The 19,968-nt window shown below is 42.6% G+C and carries 18 protein-coding genes; 13 read left to right on the forward strand and 5 right to left on the reverse strand.

Annotation, left to right across the window (positions count from 1 at the left end):
- The first annotated feature begins 21 nt into the window (after nucleotides 1-21).
- Nucleotides 22-978, forward strand: coding sequence for an alpha/beta hydrolase (locus ACST13_RS00560; protein WP_459521273.1), 957 nt, complete (start codon nucleotides 22-24; stop codon nucleotides 976-978).
- A 60-nt stretch (nucleotides 979-1,038) separates the two neighbouring features.
- Nucleotides 1,039-1,929 carry a sugar phosphate isomerase/epimerase family protein gene (locus ACST13_RS00565; protein ID WP_459521274.1) on the forward strand — a complete coding sequence of 297 codons (891 nt, stop codon included), beginning with the start codon at nucleotides 1,039-1,041 and terminating at the stop codon, nucleotides 1,927-1,929.
- A 75-nt stretch (nucleotides 1,930-2,004) separates the two neighbouring features.
- Here ACST13_RS00565 and ACST13_RS00570 read toward each other — a convergent pair whose 3' ends face one another.
- The 4 genes from ACST13_RS00570 to ACST13_RS00585 all read right to left on the reverse strand — a co-directional run bounded on the left by ACST13_RS00570 (nucleotide 2,005) and on the right by ACST13_RS00585 (nucleotide 6,969).
- Nucleotides 2,005-3,921, reverse strand: coding sequence for an alpha-amylase family glycosyl hydrolase (locus ACST13_RS00570; RefSeq protein ID WP_459521275.1), 1,917 nt, complete (start codon nucleotides 3,919-3,921; stop codon nucleotides 2,005-2,007).
- Nucleotides 3,922-3,927: 6 nt separating this feature from the next.
- Nucleotides 3,928-4,869 (reverse strand): carbohydrate kinase family protein, encoded by a 942-nt coding sequence (locus ACST13_RS00575; RefSeq protein WP_459521276.1) that lies wholly within the window; start codon nucleotides 4,867-4,869, stop codon nucleotides 3,928-3,930.
- Complete coding sequence (locus ACST13_RS00580) at nucleotides 4,866-6,176, reverse strand: MFS transporter (RefSeq protein WP_459521277.1); 1,311 nt, start codon at nucleotides 6,174-6,176, stop codon at nucleotides 4,866-4,868. The genes ACST13_RS00575 and ACST13_RS00580 overlap by 4 nt, the downstream gene beginning before the upstream one ends.
- A gap of 76 nt (nucleotides 6,177-6,252) precedes the next feature.
- Nucleotides 6,253-6,969 carry an SDR family oxidoreductase gene (locus ACST13_RS00585; protein ID WP_459521278.1) on the reverse strand — a complete coding sequence of 239 codons (717 nt, stop codon included), beginning with the start codon at nucleotides 6,967-6,969 and terminating at the stop codon, nucleotides 6,253-6,255.
- Nucleotides 6,970-7,092: 123 nt separating this feature from the next.
- Here ACST13_RS00585 and ACST13_RS00590 point away from each other — a divergent pair, with 123 nt between their 5' ends.
- From ACST13_RS00590 to ACST13_RS00615, 6 genes are all read left to right on the forward strand, one after another.
- Nucleotides 7,093-7,521, forward strand: a complete 429-nt coding sequence (locus ACST13_RS00590; protein ID WP_459521279.1) for a CBS domain-containing protein — start codon at nucleotides 7,093-7,095, stop codon at nucleotides 7,519-7,521.
- Nucleotides 7,514-8,365, forward strand: coding sequence for a diacylglycerol/lipid kinase family protein (locus ACST13_RS00595; RefSeq protein WP_459521280.1), 852 nt, complete (start codon nucleotides 7,514-7,516; stop codon nucleotides 8,363-8,365). The genes ACST13_RS00590 and ACST13_RS00595 overlap by 8 nt, the downstream gene beginning before the upstream one ends.
- The gene (locus ACST13_RS00600; RefSeq protein ID WP_459521281.1) at nucleotides 8,362-9,780 is read left to right on the forward strand and encodes an amidohydrolase; all 1,419 of its coding nucleotides are present in this window, start codon (nucleotides 8,362-8,364) and stop codon (nucleotides 9,778-9,780) included. Before ACST13_RS00595 ends, ACST13_RS00600 begins: the two co-directional genes overlap by 4 nt.
- 70 nt (nucleotides 9,781-9,850) lie before the next feature.
- Nucleotides 9,851-10,186, forward strand: coding sequence for an ArsR/SmtB family transcription factor (locus ACST13_RS00605; protein WP_459521282.1), 336 nt, complete (start codon nucleotides 9,851-9,853; stop codon nucleotides 10,184-10,186).
- 1 nt (nucleotide 10,187) lies between these two features.
- The gene (locus tag ACST13_RS00610; protein WP_459521283.1) at nucleotides 10,188-10,703 is read left to right on the forward strand and encodes an ArsI/CadI family heavy metal resistance metalloenzyme; all 516 of its coding nucleotides are present in this window, start codon (nucleotides 10,188-10,190) and stop codon (nucleotides 10,701-10,703) included.
- A gap of 1 nt (nucleotide 10,704) precedes the next feature.
- On the forward strand, nucleotides 10,705-11,310 hold the full coding sequence (locus tag ACST13_RS00615) for a low molecular weight phosphatase family protein (protein WP_459521284.1): 606 nt from the start codon (nucleotides 10,705-10,707) through the stop codon (nucleotides 11,308-11,310).
- Nucleotides 11,311-11,423: 113 nt separating this feature from the next.
- Here ACST13_RS00615 and ACST13_RS00620 read toward each other — a convergent pair whose 3' ends face one another.
- A complete protein-coding gene (locus tag ACST13_RS00620; protein ID WP_459521285.1) occupies nucleotides 11,424-11,849 on the reverse strand; it encodes a YybH family protein in 426 nt (141 codons plus the stop codon).
- 205 nt (nucleotides 11,850-12,054) lie between these two features.
- On the opposite strand from ACST13_RS00620, the gene ACST13_RS00625 reads away from it, so the two are divergent.
- The 5 genes from ACST13_RS00625 to purH all read left to right on the forward strand — a co-directional run bounded on the left by ACST13_RS00625 (nucleotide 12,055) and on the right by purH (nucleotide 19,924).
- Nucleotides 12,055-14,886 carry a PQQ-dependent sugar dehydrogenase gene (locus ACST13_RS00625; RefSeq protein WP_459521286.1) on the forward strand — a complete coding sequence of 944 codons (2,832 nt, stop codon included), beginning with the start codon at nucleotides 12,055-12,057 and terminating at the stop codon, nucleotides 14,884-14,886.
- A 59-nt stretch (nucleotides 14,887-14,945) separates the two neighbouring features.
- Entirely contained in the window at nucleotides 14,946-16,241 is a 1,296-nt protein-coding gene (locus tag ACST13_RS00630) for a glycoside hydrolase family 88/105 protein (RefSeq protein WP_459521287.1), read from the forward strand.
- A gap of 1 nt (nucleotide 16,242) precedes the next feature.
- Nucleotides 16,243-17,007, forward strand: a complete 765-nt coding sequence (locus ACST13_RS00635; protein ID WP_459521288.1) for an SDR family oxidoreductase — start codon at nucleotides 16,243-16,245, stop codon at nucleotides 17,005-17,007.
- 176 nt (nucleotides 17,008-17,183) lie between these two features.
- On the forward strand, nucleotides 17,184-18,347 hold the full coding sequence (locus tag ACST13_RS00640) for a glycoside hydrolase family 88 protein (RefSeq protein WP_459521289.1): 1,164 nt from the start codon (nucleotides 17,184-17,186) through the stop codon (nucleotides 18,345-18,347).
- 53 nt (nucleotides 18,348-18,400) lie between these two features.
- On the forward strand, nucleotides 18,401-19,924 hold the full coding sequence (gene purH, locus ACST13_RS00645) for a bifunctional phosphoribosylaminoimidazolecarboxamide formyltransferase/IMP cyclohydrolase (RefSeq protein ID WP_459521290.1): 1,524 nt from the start codon (nucleotides 18,401-18,403) through the stop codon (nucleotides 19,922-19,924).
- Nucleotides 19,925-19,968: the final 44 nt, after the last annotated feature.

Genomic DNA, 19,968 nt, shown 5'->3' on the forward strand with positions numbered 1-19,968 from the left:
TAGACCCTTAAATTAGGAAGAATGATTAGAATAATCGAATCTTCGCCTTTACAAATTATGCGCAACCTCCTAATTTTGATCTTACTTAGTTCGTGGGGCCTTCAAGCCCAAAACAAAACGGGCATCACCGGGAAACCAGACACCTCTTTTGCCAATTATTCTGCCTGGCAGAGTCTGTTAAAAGAGGATTCCACGGTTCGCCTAGCCAAATTTCAAAGTTCAAAGAGCAAAGAGCAAAGTTTTGTCTACAAGACGCAGGGTACCCGGAAACTGGTAGTAGATGAATATGCGATTTCCACCTCGCGCGTGCTGCCTACTTTGGTGTTTTTTCACGGCGGTGGATGGAGAACAGGGCATCGTTCGCAACATATTCCATTGGCGAAAGCTTTAGCTGATCGCGGCTGTCGCGTCTTTTTAGTGGAATACCGCTTGTCCACCGAAGCCTTATACCCAGCTGCTATGTTGGATGCGCAAGCCGCCTTGCAATGGGTTTCGAAGCGGAAGAATGTGGGAAAAATATATGTGGCAGGTTATTCAGCAGGTGGCCAAATGGCCGTACTTTTGGGATCAGTTCAAGATGAAAACACCTATGGTGAAGGAGTCAAAGTCGCAGCAGTAATTGATATCGATGGGATTTTGGCCTTTATTCATCCGGAATCAGGGGAGGGGGACGATAGTAAGCGAACATCGGCGGCGACCTATTATTTCGGTTATAATAAAGTAGATGGAGAGGCGATTTGGAATGAAGGTTCTGCGCTGAGTCATGTTTCGGCAGGGGATCCACCTGTGTTATTCTTGAATTCCGGTGTGGAACGTATGCATGCGGGCAGAACCGATTTTATGAAAAAAATGGCATCGAACGGCATTCATACGGAATATTATACCTTTGAAAAATCACCGCATACCTTTGTCTTAATGAATCATTGGTTCGATCAGGTCGTACATCGAATGGATCAATTTATGAAGAATTTTCACTAAAATAAGTTATTGTATCAACAAAATACATTAACTTTGATTACAACCTCTAAACCTATTTTTATGAATTCTAGAAGAAGATTTCTTCAACAATCCAGCGCCTTCTTAGCCGCTAGTGTTTTAGCTCCTCATTTCTTGTCAGCTCAATCCTTTACTAGCCGTCCGGTAGGAATTCAATTGTTTACCTTTTTTGGGAAATTTGATCAAGATGTAAAGGGAAATCTTCAGAAAATTGCGGATTTAGGTTATTCAGAAATTGAATCAGCCTTCAGCATGTTGCCAGGCTACTATGGTATGACGGGTAAGGAGTTTATGACTTTGAATAAAGATTTAGGCTTAAAATGGTTATCTCATCACGTCGGTGGGGCACCCATGAAGCCTCGTCCAGGCGCAGATATGTCTCGTTTTCCTAAGATGCTGAATCTGCGCGACGATGCTCAGAAGGCCGTAGATTTAGCTGCCGAAGCAGGCGTGAAATATTTAGTGTGTGCGAATACGCCGATCGAGACAAAAGATGAAGTTTCTGCTTCGGTGCTTACGTTGAACAAGGCGGCAGAATTAGCGAAGAAAGCAGGACTAGTTTTCTGTTACCATAACCATGATGCAGAGTTTAAAGAAGTAGATGGCCAAAAAGCCTTCGACGTATTTACCTCCCAGGTACCTGCCGATTTGTTGAAATTTGAAATTGATTTGGGTTGGGCTGTAAAGGCAGGTGTGGATCCCGTGGAATTGTTTAAACAACATCCAGGTCGTTTCCCCTTATGCCATATTAAAGACCTAGATGCGGAGTTTAAAAATATTCTTCCCGTGGGAGAGGGAGTAGTGAACTACAAACGCATTTTTGAAGCGGCAAAATCAGGAGGACTTGAGCACTTCTTTGTTGAACACGACTTCCCAAAAGATGCCTTTGAAAGTCTTCGCATTAGTAAGAAGGCTTTGGACATAATATTATAATCCGCCTATTGTTTTTTAGTGTTTAATGATTGAATTTAGAATCTGGAAAGACATCCCCCATTGGAGGATGTTTTTTTATTTTAAGACATAAAATTGATAGGGAGCGAAAGTTAAATGCTCGTGATCCATTCCGATCGATATTATTTTGTCAGACCAAAGGTCAATCATCTGATTCGCTCGTTCTCCGTACGCTCCTAACATATAATACGTTACCTCTTGCGGCTCTACACCGAAGTTGAATAGAAAATACACTTTCTCTCCATTCAAATACCGCTCAAAACCAATGATCGAGTTATTATGAACCTCTAGCCAATGGATATTTTTTAAATCGGCAAGCACCTTCAAGGATTTGCGCAGCTTGATTAGTTTCTGTAGGTTAGTAAAGACTTTATTCTCCACTGTATCCTTTTTATCAACTGCCGCATTTTTCTTCCAATCAATTATAGGACGATGCATCCAACGGTTATCATAGGATTTTCCTGTATCTTTTAAATAGCTATAGTCGTTCGTATAGGCTGCTTCATCTCCGTAGAATAACATGGGAACACCGCCCACGAACAAACTCTGCGCTTGCATCAAAGTTATTTTATCAATCGAAGTCTGAATGGCCGATGCATTTTTCGATGCAATCGCTTTTTCTAGTCCGCAGAGGGAGGCTAAGGAGCCGGAAATTCGAGCATCCTGTGTTTTGGGATTAATCGCAAAAAGTGCTCCTGTAGCCGGAGACTCCACTCCACCGCTATAATAGTTTTTAACATAAGACCGGTGATCATAGGGGCTATAACCTGACTGTTCGATCATCCAATCATCATAACCTAAACCGATATCGTCATGGCAGCGGGTGTAGGTTAACCAAGTGGCCCCCTTCGGCTTGCGCAGTAATTCATTTTGTGCTAAACGCATCACGCGAATATCCCCCGTTGCGAGAGCATCCCATTGAACCGCCATTTGGGTGGCATTATAGGCAAAATCACATTCATGGGTTGCAAAACGACCTGTACCAAAATACTCCATAATCTGAGCTGGAGCCACAATCGCCTCACCCAAAATGGCCATTCCCGGTGTAGCTACTTCAACACACATTTTAATTAATTGCAATAATTGATGTGCTTCGGGTAGGTTTTGACAAGTCGTACCCATTTGTTTCCAAATAAAGGCCGGGGCATCAATTCGCACGACATCCACGCCTAAATTCGCATAATAGAATACGTTCGAAAGCATTTCCACGAAGACTTTGGGATTCGTATAATTCAAATCCCATTGGTAATGATGGAAAACGCTCATCACCCACTTGTCTAATTTCTCGTCGTAGGTGAAACTACCAGGCGAGCTTTCAGGGAATATTTCCGGCATCGATTCTTCCATTGCATCAGGAATGCGACGGTCATCGTACATATAGAAATAATCTTGGTATTCTTTTATTCCAGCCTTCGCTAGTTTCGCCCATTCATGGTGATGCGACGTATGATTAAGTACAATGTCGATCATTAGGTACATATCCTTTTGCTGCAATTCCTGTTGGAATGTGCGCAAATCCTCAATCGTGCCTAATTTCTCCTCCACCTCGCGAAAATCTTGCACGGCATAACCGCCATCACTTTCTCCTTCTGGACTTTTGAACAAGGGCATCAGGTGTAGAAAATTCACTCCTAGCTTTTCCAGATAGGGGATTTTCGAAGCCAAATCGTTAATCTTTCCTGCAAAACGATCTACATACAGACTCATTCCCACTATGTCCTGGCTCAAGAACCAATTCTCCTCTTGCTGTGCCTTCACCTCATCGCGCTTTTTTAAAGCGGGACTGCGGTCTTCATAGGCTTGAAAAATTGAATTGATTAATTCCGCAAACAATGGACTATTTCCGTAAATCGCTTTGAAATGCGAATGGATATCATCTAGATTAGCCGTCAAACGTTCTTGAAAGCTAGCGTCTTTAATTTTATAAGATTTCACAAGCGCATTCGCCTGCTTTTGTAATGCGGAATTGTACACGGTATATTAATTAAAAATACTATTATTTAGGTTCTTGAAGGCTTCCATCGCACCTAGGTATTCACAAGTTCTGGCTCCTGCCTTATTCGCGTTTTCAACCATCTTTTTCCAGGCTAAAAAATCAAGGTCTTGGATTTTTAATCCATCTAATTGATAAAGTACGGCTCCCACGAAGGCATCTCCAGCCCCTGTCGTATCGACAGGATTTACCGGAATGCTTGGTATCACATACGTTTTACCAGAGAGACCTAGCAATGTTCCTTCCTTTCCTAAAGTAATGGCGAATACGCCTGGACAGATGTCTAATAACCTAGCCGTAGCCACTTCTAAGGAATCAGTTTCCGTAATGAGCATGGCTTCTTCATCTGAAAGCTTCGTAAAATCCGCTTCCTTTAAGAAAATTAAGCTCTGCTTAATAAAAGAAGGTATTTTGTCTCCGAACAATAAATGTCGGTAATTGGGGTCAAAGCTGATGATTTTTCCGGCTTTTTTAGAACGATCTTTTAAAGAATAATAAGCCGCATTTAAGGGGCCATCTAAAAAAGCGGTGGCAGAACCGAAGTGGACAATTTCCACGCCCACTAAATCAATCGAAGATACTTCTGCCTCGGTTAATTCCGCATCAGCACCTCGATTAAAAACGAAATCACGTTCTCCATCTAACATGAGAGAAACGAAGGCAAAAGTCGTGAAAGATTGCGAGTCTAAGTGAACGTGTTTCGTATCCACATGGAACTCTTGCATCACGGAAATCAGTTGACGGCCAAAAGGATCATCCCCCACTTTAGCACTCAATAAAACATCACCCCCTAAAGCTCCAATCGCCGCCGCCACATTCGTAGGTGCACCACCCGGTTTTTTTAAAAAATGTTGACCTTCAGAAAGGCTAGAGCCTTTATCTGTACAAATCATATCAATTAAGGCTTCGCCTATACAGATGACACTCATGCGGATTGTTTAGATGGGGATGGTTGAATAAAGGCAGTCGCTAAGGCTGCAATGGCTAATAAAACCCCTGCAAAGGTAATCGCATTTCTGGGATCGTTGTCTAAAAAATGCTTTAAAATATAACCAAACGATAGATTTTGTATGATCATCGGAATCACAATCATCATATTGATGATACCCATATAGACACCATACCGTTCTTTCGGAATGTCGCTAACTACCAGTAAATAAGGGATTCCCATCATACTTGCCCAACCGATTCCGAAACCAGAAATGGCGAAAAATAACAGATTTTTATTTTCGATGTGAGGGAACGCAAAAAATCCAGCTGCCGCTAATATAAGGCAAATCATATGCACCGACTTTGCCCCATATTTCTTAGCAAAACCAGCTAAAGCTAGTGCAGACAAGAAAGTCACAATATTGTACCATCCATTCACTAAGCCAGTCCAAGAAACCGCTTTTTCGTATAATTCTGGATTGCCTTTAGGTGTTGCATTCCAAACAGATAGCGCAATACTTTTCGAAGAGTTTTGCCAATAACAGAACAAAGCATACCATTGGAATAAATAAACCAAGGCTAATTGCCACATCACCTTCGGCATTTCGCCTATCGCATGGAAGATTTCAAAGATGGATTCTAAGATGCTTGATTTACGAGATCGAATCTCGGCTAGTTCTTCGGCTGTAGGCTCGATTTCAGAGGTGGTGTGCATACTCCACCAGATGGAACCTATGGAACAAACCGCTCCTAAAAAGAAGGAGGCATAAACCCAGGTGGGTAACGAACCGGTTTTCCCGATGAAGATTAGGGGGAAAATGAAGAGGGATAGGTTGGCTAAGGTTTGGCCAAAACCCGTAAAAAAACTATGCATCTGAAAGCCCATCGGCTGCTGATCTTCATTTAATTTATCTGCCACAAACGCGCGGTAGGGCTCCATAGCCGTATTATTTCCCGCATCCAAGATCCATAATAAACTAGCCGCCATCCATAAGGACGAACTAAAGGGATATAAAAGAAGGCAGATGCTGCATATTAAGGCACCTATCAGAAAGAAGGGCTTGCGTCGTCCCCATTTGGGATGCCAGGTACTGTCACTCAAAGCACCGATGAAGGGCTGTATTAATAAACCCGTCACAGGTCCCGCTAGATTTAACAATGGAATCTCGTCTGGACTAGCCCCTAAAAAATCATAGATGGGATTTACAGCGCTTTGCTGCAAACCAAAACTATATTGAATGCCAAAAAATCCAACGTTCATGTTGACGATTTGGCTAAAGTTTAAAGAGGGTTTCCACTTAGACATGTTTGATAGGGTTATTAGTAGATTAAATTTAAAAATTCTAATCTAGACCTGCAAGCTGTCCTACACTGTTAGCGAATTAATATTCTTGATTAAGCGGATGAATCATCAATTCATCAATGACCACGTGAGCCGGTTGATTCATCACATAATAGATGTTATTGGCCATATCTTCTGGGCTTAACCAACCCTGGTGCGATGGATCTCCAGCAGGATCTGCATGAAAATGTGAATCTACTAGACCAGAATAAACGGTGCTGACTTTGATACCGTCTTTTCTAACTTCCTTGCGCAATGCCTCTGTGAAGGCATGCTGTGCATATTTAGAGGCGCAATAAAGTGATCCACCATCAAATACCCGCTTCGCCACATCGGAAGCAATCGTAATGAAATGGCCTTTTTTGGCAGCTTTTAGATGCGGAAGGGCTTTTTGGCAAAATAAAAAAGTTCCTTTTACATTCGTATCAAATACTTGATCCCATTGCGCAGCAGAATAGGATTCCGTAGGACCAAAAGCCCCAACCCCCGCATTATTTATCACAAAATCAATATGTCCAAAAGTATGTATCGTTTTTTCTACCGCGTCTGTGACGAAATTTTCATCTGAAACGTCTCCGTCAAAATACAAAGGACGATGTCCGATTTCCGTGATTTCAGCTGCTAAATCTTTTAATTCTCCTTTATTACGAGCGACTAAGCTTAATTGAAAATTGTTTTGAGCAAGTAAAAGAGCAAGTGCACGACCGATGCCACGAGAGGCTCCAGTGATGATGGCGGTAGGGAGGTTAGAGTTCATAATTTAAAATTACGTAATATTTCACTAATCTAGGAGGGTGTTTAAAATTTAATCAGCACCTTTAAATCTGTTGCTTATTGAATTATTTTTGTATTAATTTATATAATTCTAATTTAAAAGACTATGAAAAAGGTAAATGACATTTTGACTAAAAAGGGAGCGGTGGTCATCTCTATTTCTTCTGAAGCAAAGATTATTGAGGCTTTGCAATTAATGCAAGATAGTAATGTAGGTTCCGTGGTCGTTATGGATCAGGGAAAATACCGAGGAATTTTGACTGAACGTGATTATGCTCGAAAGGTCATATTACTTGATAAAAATTCTTCTGATACAGTGGTTTCTGAAATTATGTCTACGGATTTACCAGGCGTGGAATTAGGCAGTTCGGTCGAGGTCTGCATGATACTCATGTCAGAAAACAATATTCGCTACCTTCCTGTCATAGAAAAGGGGGAATTAATTGGGATTATTTCTAGCAATGATTTGATTAAAGCAACGATTCAGGATCATTTGGAAACAATTGAACACTTGAAAAATTACATACATGCGTAGTAAAATTGCATTTCTAATCAATCCTTTAAAGAGGACTGTTGCGATTGCGAACTATTTTTCTTGGGTGATGGAGGTCGTAAAAGTAGAGAAAACGGATTGGGAAATTCAGCTTTTTGCGAAAGAGTGGCCCTCAGAACTAGGTGATTTTGATCAAGTTTGGGTGATGGGGGGTGATGGTACGTTCAATTATTTTGTAAATAAATATCCTTCAGTCGAGATTCCTATTGCTTTGTTTAAAGGTGGTACTGGGAATGATTTTTACTGGAAATTATATGGGAATTTGTCACGGCGCGCACATCTGGATGCTGTTTTAGCGGGACATGCGGAGGCCTTCGATGCCGGTTCTTGTAATGGGCAAATTTTCTTGAATGGTGTCGGCATCGGTATCGAAGGTGAAGTGCTGAAGTCGATGGATTCCATTCGCTATTTTAAAGGGGGATTAGGCTATTATTTGGCAACTATCCCAAACTTATTGAAGTTTAAGACCTATTCGGTAACCTACGGAAAAACGGTCGGTCGCGAGGTCTTTTTATGCATGGTTTTCAATTCTTCTCGGGCAGGAGGAGGCTTTCATTTCTTTCCCAAAGCTTCTGTGCAAGACGGCCTGCTCGATCTACTTTTCTGTCAGCCTATCCCTGTTTGGAAAAGACTCTATTACATGCCCATCATTCAATCTGGTAAACACGTAGACTTACCTATCGTCGAGTTTTCAAAAGAGAAAAAGATCGTCATAAAAACGAGTCGCGAACTAAGTGCCCAAGTGGATGGAGAAGTCCAAACCTCGGACGTTTTTGATTTCTCCGTACTTCCTTCTAAATTTACTTTCATCATTCCTCAACTATGAAAAAAATACTTATTCTTGCCTTAATTAGTCTTCAAGCTTTTGCTCAAGACGCTGACAAAAAGAAAGTCTTAGCCAGAATTCAACAACAAGAATCACACTACAGTGCCATCGCCCAGAAAATCTGGAACTTCGCCGAAGTCGGTTACAAGGAAAAACAATCCTCTGCCTTATTGCAAGAAACCCTGAAACAAGCTGGCTTTACCATCGAATCAGGAGTAGCTGGAATACCAACATCCTTTGTGGCGACTTACGGTCAAGGAAAACCGGTGATCGGAATTATGGCAGAATACGATGCCTTACCAGGTTTGTCACAGGATTCGATTCCGACTAAACGTTCTTTAGGAGGAGCGTCAGGACACGCCTGTGGCCACCATTTATTTGGTACTGGCTCGTCCGCTGCTGCGATTGCGGTCAAAGAATGGTTAAAGGAAACCGGCGGAAAAGGAACCATTAAATTATATGGTTGCCCAGCTGAGGAAGGCGGTTCAGGTAAAGTTTATATGGTGCGCGAAGGTCTTTTTAATGAAGCGGACGTAATGCTGCACTGGCATCCAAGTGATGCAAACTCCGTATCCACAGGTTCATCCTTAGCGAATAAAACAGGTAAATTTCGTTTCTACGGACTTTCGTCTCACGCCGCCGCCTCTCCTGAAAGAGGGCGTTCTGCATTAGATGCGGTGGAAGCGATGGACTTTATGGCGAATATGATGCGCGAACACGTGCCATCTTCGACCCGAATTCACTACGTAATTACGAATGGGGGTAAGGCTCCTAATATCGTCCCTGATTTCGCAGAGGTCTATTATTATGTACGTTCACCGCAACGCGATATCGTGACGGATGTTTGGAATCGCTTGAAAAAAGCTGCCGAAGGTGCTGCCTTAGGAACGGGAACTCGATTTGAATTAGAAGTAATAGGCGGTGTGTATGAAATATTGCCAAATGATAAATTAGCTTCCGTGATGAATGCAAACTTGCAAGCAGTAGGAGGATATACCTTGAATCCAACGGAATTGGCTTTTGCCAAACAGATTCAGCAAACCCCAGGTATGTTGCAGACAGAATTAGCCTCCACTTCTTCCGTGGTTCCGGGTCGTCCTGATCCGAGCGGTGGTGGTTCGACGGACGTGGGGGATGTGAGTTGGGTAGTTCCTACTATTGGTTTAGGGACGGCAACTTGGGTGCCAGGAACAACGGCGCACAGCTGGCAAGCGGTAGCAGCAGGTGGTATGAGTATAGGGAAGAAAGGGATGATGGTGGCTGCCAAAACCTTAGCCTCAACAGCCCTGGATTTATTCAAAAACCCGGCCTTGATTGAAGCCGCTAAAGTTGAATGGAACAAACGTAAAGGAACAGAATTTAAATACAAGGCCCTTTTAGGTGATCGAAAGCCGGCTTTGAATTATAGAGATTAAAAATAAAATTGGCTTCGGCCTTTTTTATTTACTACATTCATCGTAATATTGCAATGTAATAACAGACAAGATGGGAATTACCAAAACAGATCTCTTTACCGAAGAACAAAATGCGATTGCGCAGATGGCCAAAGTACTCGGACATCCTGCACGCGTCGCCATTTTACAGCATTTGGTGAAATCCAATACCTGTATCAACGGAGATTTAGTCCAAGAACTAGGTCTAGCCCAAGCCACCGTTTCTCAGCATTTAAGAGAATTAAAAGAAGTCGGTTTTATTCAAGGAACCATCGAAGGCGTCTCCGTTTGTTATTGCATTAACCCAGAAAAATGGGCAGAATTTAGCCAGCTTTTTGGGGAGTTTTTTGAAAATTATTTTGTTGCACAAAAATCTACTTGTTGTTAATATGTCTTTTCCACGAATGCATGTCTCCTTGTATGTCAGCAATTTAGCGGCATCGGTGAATTTTTACTCCACTTTTTTCGGTCAGCCAGCCACGAAAGTGAAGCCAGGCTACGCGAAATACGTGTTAAATAGTCCATCTCTGATTATTTCATTTATTGAAAATTCGGAACGCGTTCAGTCGAATTTTGGCCACCTAGGATTTCAAGTAGAGACAGCGGAAGAAATGAATTCCCGTTTAGAAGTGGCAAGAACACAAGGAATTGTTTCTAAAGAAGAAATAGGTACGTCTTGTTGCTTTGCGGTTCAAGACAAATTCTGGGCAACGGATCCTGACGGTGTTCAGTGGGAAGTCTACTATTTCCATGAAGACGCAGAATTCAATGACCCACATTATGCCTCTCAGGATGCATCGGCTTGCTGCATGCCGCCAGAAGCAGTCGCCATAGAAAAACCAAAATTAAAAATAGCCGAGGTTCAAGCTGCAAACGCTTGTGCTCCAGGCTCTGGATGTTGCTAAGATGAAAGCTATTTTAAACCAAAATTTGGACCAAATTCTCTCTCTCGATATCCCAACTGAGCGCAGAGAAATTCTACAAGTCTTGATCGATTACATCAAAGACAAACGCAAAAAGGAACAGCCTATTCGCCTGAATTTTATCTGTACGCACAATTCGCGCCGCTCCCAATTCTCACAAGTCTGGGCCCAAACCGCCGCTGATTATTTCCAAATTCCCGCCCAATGCTATTCAGGTGGAGTGGAAGTGACGGCTTGTAACGAACGCACAGTCGCTTCATTAGATCGAATGGGTTTTATTGTTTCCAAACACGGTCATTCCAACCCGATTTATTTTGTACTGCACACACAGGATGCACGCCCCATCATCCTTTTCTCTAAAGTAGTTGATGACGTTATCAATCCGCATGGCATTTTTGCCGCTGTAATGACTTGTTCTCATGCAGACGAAAATTGCCCGTTCATTCCAGGTGCTGAAGCTCGCATTCCGGTGCGTTATGAGGATCCAAAAGCTTTTGATGACAGCCCTGAGGAGGCTTCGCAATACGATGCAAGATCAAGACAGATTGCAGGGGAGATGTTTTATGTCTTTTCAAGAGTCAGTATCTAGTATCCAGTAATCAGTAGACGGGAGTTGCTAGTCCGGAGGAAATGAGATTAGAGTTAGGAGAGTGAAGATAAAATAAAACCATCTTTGCTCTCTACTCTATAATCTATACTCTACTACGAGGTGTGATCTCTAGTAATCAGCCACTTCCCATCAATCTTCTTCATCAACAAAGTAAAGTATCCACCAGCATCTCCTACGGTAGGTCTGGTTAAATGCCAGCGGCCTAACACATAAGCCGTTTTTCCCTCGGTAACATCTACTTCTTGAATGTCAAAATCCAAGGTACCCATCGTCTCGCGATTGGGATAGGATTTCAAATAGCGTTGCAAAGTAGCCTCCCAGCCCGATACGACGCCTGATTTCCCAACAAATTTTAGGTTAGGCGATTTTTCGTAATATTCCATAAAGCCTTTAACATCGCCTTTATTCCAAAATATAATCTGAGTATTCAGGACAGATTTGATATCGGATTCGTCTTTATTTGTTTGAGCAAATAGGAGGGAGGGAACAAGTAGTAGGAGAGTGAGTATTGTTTTCATCTTGTAAATATATTAATAAAGAATAAAGCATAAAGAATAAAGTAGGAATCCCCTGTGGGGATGAATTCTGATTGATTCCTTCGGACTAATTCCCTTCGGACTTTATTCTTTGTGCTCTAAAAACCGGCATTTCGTCTCAATTTTGCCTACAGATTTTTAAAAAACCAATTATTGTATCATTTTTGCATAATACTAAATTAGACCTATGATTAAGAAAATTACCCTCGCCCTTTTAGTGGCTTTTCCTGTGCTGCAGTCGCTTGCGCAGGCCCCAGATGAAAATCGTTTTGTTAAATCGGTCCTAGTGGACAAATTAGATGAGCCCTTGGAGTTCACCTTTTTGCCGGATGGACGTATTCTTTTCGTTGAAAGAAAAGGGGATGTGAAGTCCTATAATACGAAGACCAAAGAAACGAAGGTAATCGCTCATTTAAATGTGAACACGAAATACAAGAACCGCCTAGGCCAAGAACGTGTGGCAGAGGAGGGATTGATGGGCATTGTTTTGGACCCTAACTTCAGCAAAAATCACTGGTTATATCTTTATTATGCGCATCCGACCGAGACTAAACATATTTTAGCTCGTATGGAATTGCGTGGTGATGAGTTATTAGTAGAGCAGCAAAAAGTGCTTTTAGAGGTTCCTACCCAGCGGGAGGAATGTTGTCATACCGGTGGTGGCATGGTTTTTGATAAATCAGGAAACCTATTCTTAACGGTAGGAAATAATACAAGTAACAGTAATTCAGACGGTTATGCGCCTATCGATGAGCGTCCGGGTCAAGCCTATTGGGATGATCAACGCGGTGCGTCGAATACGAATGATTTACGTGGAAAGATTTTACGCATTCACCCAGAAGTGAATGGAACGTATTCGATTCCTAAAGGAAATTTATTTTCTCCAGGCACGCCTAAGACTAAGCCTGAGATTTATACCATGGGTCACCGTAATCCTTGGAGACCTAGCATTGATTCTAAAACAGGTTTCTTGTATTGGGGCGAAGTAGGTCCGGATGCATCGGTGGATTCAGAAAAAGGTCCTCGTGGTTATGATGAATTTAATCAGGCCAAAGGTCCAGGCTACTATGGTTGGCCTTATTTCATTGGAAATAACCAAGCCTATACTGATGTGAATTTTGAGACAATGGCTATTGGACCTAAGTTCAATCCAGCTGCACCTATTAACGAATCGCCTAACAATACAGGTTTACGTGAATTGCCTGCGGCGACGAAGGCGATGATTTGGTATCCATATGGAACTTCAGAGGAGTTTCCATTAGTAGGTTCATCTGGTCGTTCGGCGACGGGTGGTCCGGTCTTTAGAAAGTCAGATTTTGCTGCTGCGAAACGGGCATTTCCTTCTTATTATGAAGGCAAATGGTTAATCGTTGAGTTTATGCGTGGCTGGATTATGGCCGTGACTATGGATGAAAAAGGGGATTACAAATCGATGGAGCGCTTTATGCCTTCGACGACTTTTGGTTCTGCGATCGATATGGACTTCAGTCCTGAAGGAGATTTATATGTTTTAGAATATGGATCAGCTTGGTTCCGTGGCAATGAAAATGCCCGTTTGGTTAAGATTGAATACCAAGGTGGTAACCGTAAGCCTTATGTAGAAGCATCGGCAGCTAAAAAGGCGGGTGCCGCTCCATTTACTACGACGCTTTCGGCGGAGGGTACTAAAGATTACGACGGTGATAAATTAAGCTATACTTGGACAGTGAAGAAAACGGGGGTATTCGTGAAGAATCTAACAGGTGCTTCGCCTACTTTGAGCTTAAAAGACGCTGGAAAATATGAAGTTATATTGAAAGCATCAGATCCGAAGGGATTGTCTAATACCACTTCTTTGGAAATATTAGTCGGAAACGAAGCTCCTGTAGTGGATATCGCGGTGGAAGGCAATAAGTCATTCTACTTCGAAGGGCAGCCACTTAAGTACAAAGTGAAGGTAGATGATAAGGAAGACGGATCTTTAGGAATGGGAATTCAGACGGAGGCCGTAGCAACGACGGTTGATTATATCGCTTCAGGTTATGATCCTATCGAGATGGCACAATCACACCGCAAAGCTGATAGCGATTTACTGGCTTCTGCAGGTCTTCGTTTAATCAACGCAAGCGATTGTAAATCATGTCACCAAATGTCCCTTCGTTCAGTAGGACCTTCCTATAAGGAGGTAGCTGAGAAGTACAAAGGACAAGATATGGTAGAGAAATTATCTGATAAGGTGATTTCAGGTGGAATGGGAGTTTGGGGAGAGCATGCCATGTCTGCCCACCCGAACATTTCGAAAGCGGATGCGAAAGCGATGGTCAATTATATCGTAAGTTTAGGCGATGCAAAAGCTAGTAACGCGATTGCTTTAGCAGGTGAATTAGGATTAAAGAAACCAGCTGATCAGTCGGCGTCGAAAGGGGTATTCATTGTACGTGCGACCTATTTAGATAAAGGGAATAAGAAAATTGCTCCGGTTCAATCGGAGAAGTGGTTGTTCTTGCGTCATCCATCGTTAAATGTGGAGAAAGCAGATGTATCTAAAGGAATTTTGCAACTAATTACGCCAGGTCGTTCGACGAATATGGTAGGCCAAAATCCTTTTTTGGGCTATAAAGACCTAGATTTAACAGGTATTTCAACGATTGAGATTGCTGCTTCGGCACAAGCAAGAGCAAATGCCGCTGGAGGTTTAATTGAAATTCACTTGGATTCTCCTACGGGGGCCATCATTGGTAAAACTGCTTCTATTGAAGTGGCTCAAGGCGGATTTGGTGGACCACCAACAGCTGCAGCAACCCCAGGAAAAGGGGCTCCACTAGGAACAGGCGTAGCAGCACCTGCAGCAGCTGCACCTGCGGCTCCAGCAGCTCCAGCAGCACCTGCGGGTCAAAGAAGAATGTCTGGCCCTGCTGCCCAAAAAGTAGCCATTCAAGCCACTTCTGGATCACACGATCTGTATTTTGTGGCAGTGAATCCGAAAGCGACAGAACAACAAATTGTGTTGCAGATTTCGGGTATTGAAATGAAAAAATAGTCATTCGATTATAGTAATTCTGGGGTTCTCTCTGCTTTAATAGAGAGAACCCCTTTTTTATGCGCTATACATTTTTGTTCTTGTTGCTTTCTGGGTCTGTTTTGGGTCAAAAAAACATCACCAGCGCATCTGATGCCACAGCGCCTTTGCATGCCTTGCAGCCTGATTACCCTACGCCTTATGGCGCGCCCACAGTCGAAAATATCCAAAAAACGATCGATCGAGTATTTTCTTACTTAGAGGTGGCCACCCCCAACCGTTTTGTAGATAAGACGACCGGAGCAGAGGTGAAAACATATAACGCGAATGCCATTTTTAGCCAAGGTGATTTTCGACCTATTTCATATGAATGGGGAGTTACTTATTCCGGTATGTTAGCTTTAACGGAGGTGACCGGTGATGTGAAATACAAGGACTATGTTTTTAATCGATTGAATTTGATTAATTCTGCCGTACCCGAGGCGATAAAGATACCAGCGAACCAATCCCACGTTTTGAGAGGTTTAGTGCATCCTCGCGCCTTGGATGATATCGGAGCGATGGGGATGGCGGTGATTAAAGCAAATAAAGCAGGCTTCACCACCGACATGTCTTATATCACGAAACGTGCCTCCGATTTTATATTAAATGAAGAGCATCGTTTACCCGATGGTACATTGGTGCGAATTCGCCCTCTGAAAAACACTTTATGGTTAGATGATGTCTATATGGCAATTCCTGCCTTATTGCAATTAGGGGAGTACAAGGAGGCCGTTTTTCAGTTTAATGCTTACCAAAAGCGGATGTTCAATCCCAGCCATAACATTTATATGCACGGTTATTTAGTGGACGCTACGGAACACCCAGAATTCCATTGGGGACGAGCAAATGGCTGGGCCTTGTTAACGAATGCTGAATTACTGGAGCATTTGCCGGCGAATCACCCGGCCCGACCAGACATGTTAAAGCAATTAAAAAATCACTTGAAAGGGCTGATGGCCTTGCAGGATGGAACCGGGTTTTGGCATCAGTTATTAGATAAAAACGATTCCTATTTAGAGACCTCTTGCACGGCGATTTATACCTATGTGATGGCCAAAGGAATCAATAAAGGCTGGTTAGACCCTAAAATCTTCGGCCCCGCAGCCATTTTAGGCTGGAATGCCGTAAACACCAAAGTAAACGAAAAAGGTCAAGTAGAAGGCACTTGCGTGGGAACAGGCTTAGCCTGGGACCCGGCATTTTACTACCACCGTCCAATCTCACCTTATGCGGCGCATGGATATGGTCCTGTTTTATTAGCCGGAGCAGCCATGCTGGATTTAGTGAAGCAGTACAATTACCAAATCAATGATTCCGCCGTAAATTTGAAATAATATGAAAAATACGTTTGATTTAACAGGGAAAATAGCGCTAGTTACGGGATGCAAGCGAGGAATTGGAATGGCGATGGCACTCGGTTTAGCGGAGGCTGGTGCAGATATAATTGGTGTTTCGGCTTCGTTGGAAATGTCCGGGTCTGACATCGAAAAAGCAGTTACCGGCTTAGGGCGCAAGTTCAAAGCCTACCAAGCAGACTTTTCGAATCGAGATTCGCTTTACGCTTTTATCAAGCAATTAAAGGCGGATTATCCCCGCATCAATATTTTAGTAAATAATGCGGGTACCATTAAGCGCAATCCAGCGGCGGAACATTCGGATGAATTTTGGGATGAGGTCTTGGAAGTGAATCTTTCGTCTCAGTTTGTATTGAGCCGTGAAATCGGTTCGGCAATGATTGCTCAAGGGAGTGGCAAAATCATTTTCACCGCCTCCTTATTAAGTTTCCAAGGAGGAATTAACGTGCCAGGCTATGCAGCAAGCAAAGGAGGAATAGCTCGTTTAACGATGGCTTTAGCGAACGAATGGGCTGGGAAGGGTGTGAATGTGAACGCGATTGCTCCAGGTTATATTTCTACTGATAATACCACGGCATTGCGCGAAGATAAAGATCGCAGCAGCTCCATTTTAGGACGAATACCGGCAGGACGTTGGGGAGAACCGGAGGACTTTAAAGGTCCAGTGGTTTTCTTAGCATCTGACGCTTCTAATTATGTACATGGAACCATTTTAACCGTTGATGGCGGTTGGATGGGCAGGTAATTAAATAATAAAGCATAGAGCATAAAGCATAAAGTTTGAATCCGCTGCGCGGATGAATTATGGGAAAATACTTCATGAAAATATCTCCGTAGGAGATGCCAACTTTATTCTTTGTGCTTTATGCTCTATTCTTTAAAAGAGTGCTCTATTCTTTATGCTTTTTAAATAATAAACCTATGAAAAAACTAACTCTATTAATCGCTTTAATCTCCACCTCCCTTTTCGCACAGAAAACCGACGTAGATAAACAAATTGCCTTAGCTGGCCAGCAGTATCAATTGATGCTTGCTGCTCGACCAGATACAAGTACGACCATTCACTCCGCAAAACAAGATGGATCGTATAGCAATAAGCCGTCCCATTGGTGGTGTTCGGGATTTTTCCCGGGTGGACTTTGGTATATATTTGAAAAGACAAAAGATCCGAAGTGGGAGTCTGCTGCTAGATTATGGACGGCGGCTGTGAAGAAAGAGCAGTATAACACAGGGACACACGATTTAGGATTTATGATGTACGATTCTTTCGGGAATGGGTTGCGCTTGACCAAAGATCCAGCGTATAAGAAGGTATTGATTCAGTCGGCTAAGTCTTTAGCGACGCGTTTTGACCCTAAGATTGGTTTGATTAAGTCTTGGAATGGTTTTAAAGGTGGTTATAAATATCCGGTAATCATTGATAATATGATGAACTTGGAATTATTGTTCTGGGCGTCACGCGAGACGGGTGACCCACGTTTTAAAGAGATTGCTATTATTCACGCGGATAATACGATGAAGCATCATTTTAGACCGGATTTTTCGAGTTATCATGTGATTTGCTATGATGTGGATGGTAAGGTTTTGGCCAAAAAACAACACCAAGGCTACCAAGATGAATCGACCTGGACACGTGGGCATGCCTGGGCGATGTACGGTTATGTGGAAATGTACCGGAACACGAAGGATCTGAAATACTTGGATTTCGCGCAAAAAATCTCTGATTTCTATCTAAATCACCCGAATATGCCGGCTGATAAGGTTCCTTATTGGGATTTTTATGCGCCTAACATTCCTACAGAAGAGCGTGATGCTTCAGCGGCTGCGATTGCAGCGTCAGCCTTATTAGAATTGAGTACGTATTCTGGGGAAAAAGGCAAGCGTTACTATGCAGATGCGGTGAAGATGTTAGAATCCCTTTCTTCGCCGGCTTACCGGGCGGCTTTGGGCGAAAATAATCACTTCTTGATCAAGCACTGTGTGGGAGCGAAATCGTTGAATTCGGAGATAGACGTACCGCTAATCTATGCGGATTACTATTATTTAGAAGGCTTATTGCGCTACCAAAAAATGGCTAAAAAATAGACGAATTTTGGGCTGAATTTCGTACCTTTGTGGCTTCAATTTTATCAAGCCCCATGTCAGTAAAGAAAATTCAATCAGCCTTAATTTCGGTTTATTACAAGGACGGTTTAGCGCCCATTATTCAAGAGCTTCATAAGAACGGAGTGACACTTTATTCTACGGGAGGGACACAGTCTTTCATCGAAGAATTAGGTATTCCCGTGATTGCAGTCGAAGATTTAACGGGTTATCCGTCCATTTTTGGCGGTCGCGTGAAGACCCTACATCCGAAAGTTTTTGGTGGAATTTTGCACCGTCGGGATCTTACTGAAGATGTTGCAGTGGCCAAACAATACGACATTCCAGCCTTAGATTTAGTGATGGTGGATTTGTATCCATTTGAAGAAACAGTAGCTTCTGGGGCTTCAGATGAGGATATTATCGAGAAAATTGACATTGGTGGTATTTCTCTAATCCGTGGTGGTGCGAAGAATTTTAACGATGTTTTAATTGTTTCGTCACGTGATCAATATGCGGAGGTGTCAGCTATTTTTGCAGCACATGGTTCTGCTTCGACATCCTTGGAAGAGCGTAGAAGCTTTGCGGGTAAAGCGTTCGCAGTTTCTTCTCACTATGATGGAGCTATTCAACGTTATTTCGCTGGTCAATCAGCGGATTTAGCTAATTACACGACCTTGCCAGCACATAGCTTGCGCTACGGAGAAAATCCGCATCAGCAAGGTACTTTCTACGGAGATTTAGAATCACTTTTCGATAAATTACACGGCAAGGAATTGTCTTATAATAATTTAGTAGACGTAGATGCGTGTCTTTCTTTATTAGATGAGTTTAAGGAAACAGCTTTCGTGATCATCAAGCACATGAATGCTTGTGGTGTGGCGACTGGTTCTACCGTAAAGGAAGCCTACGATAAGGCACTTTCTTGTGACCCTATCTCTGCTTTTGGTGGTGTTTTAGCGACGAATAATACGGTGGATAAAGCAGCGGCAGAATCGATTAATCCGTTATTCTGTGAAATTTTGATCGCGCCAGACTTTACAGCGGAGGCTATGGAAATCTTGCAGACGAAGAAAAATCGTATATTATTAAAACGTAACCAAGTAGCTTCCCCTAAAGTGATGTTCAAAACCCTGTTGAACGGTGTTTTAGAGCAGGATAAGGATTTAGTGATGGAGGGTGTAGAAGATTTCAAAACAGTGACGAAACGCATTCCGACAGACGAACAGAAGCGGGCTTTGGCCTTCGCATTAAAGATCTGTAAGCATACAAAGTCGAATACAATCATTTTAGCGAATGACGGTCAGTTATTGGCTTCAGGAGTGGGCCAAACCTCTCGCGTAGATGCCTTAAAACAAGCGATCGACAAAGCGAAGGAGTTTGGCTTCGATTTAACTGGTGCAGTAATGGCATCAGATGCATTTTTTCCATTCCCTGATTGCGTAGAAATCGCTGGAAATGCAGGTATTGTGGCTGTTACACAGCCAGGCGGATCCATCAAAGATCAAGATTCAATAAATTACTGCGATGCAAATGATTTAGCGATGGTAATGACAGGAATTCGTCACTTCAAACACTAGGATTATTCAGTTAAAATTACTATTTTTAAGGATTAAATTCAACA

The sequence above is a fragment of the Aquirufa sp. A-Brett2-W8 genome (assembly GCF_054558755.1).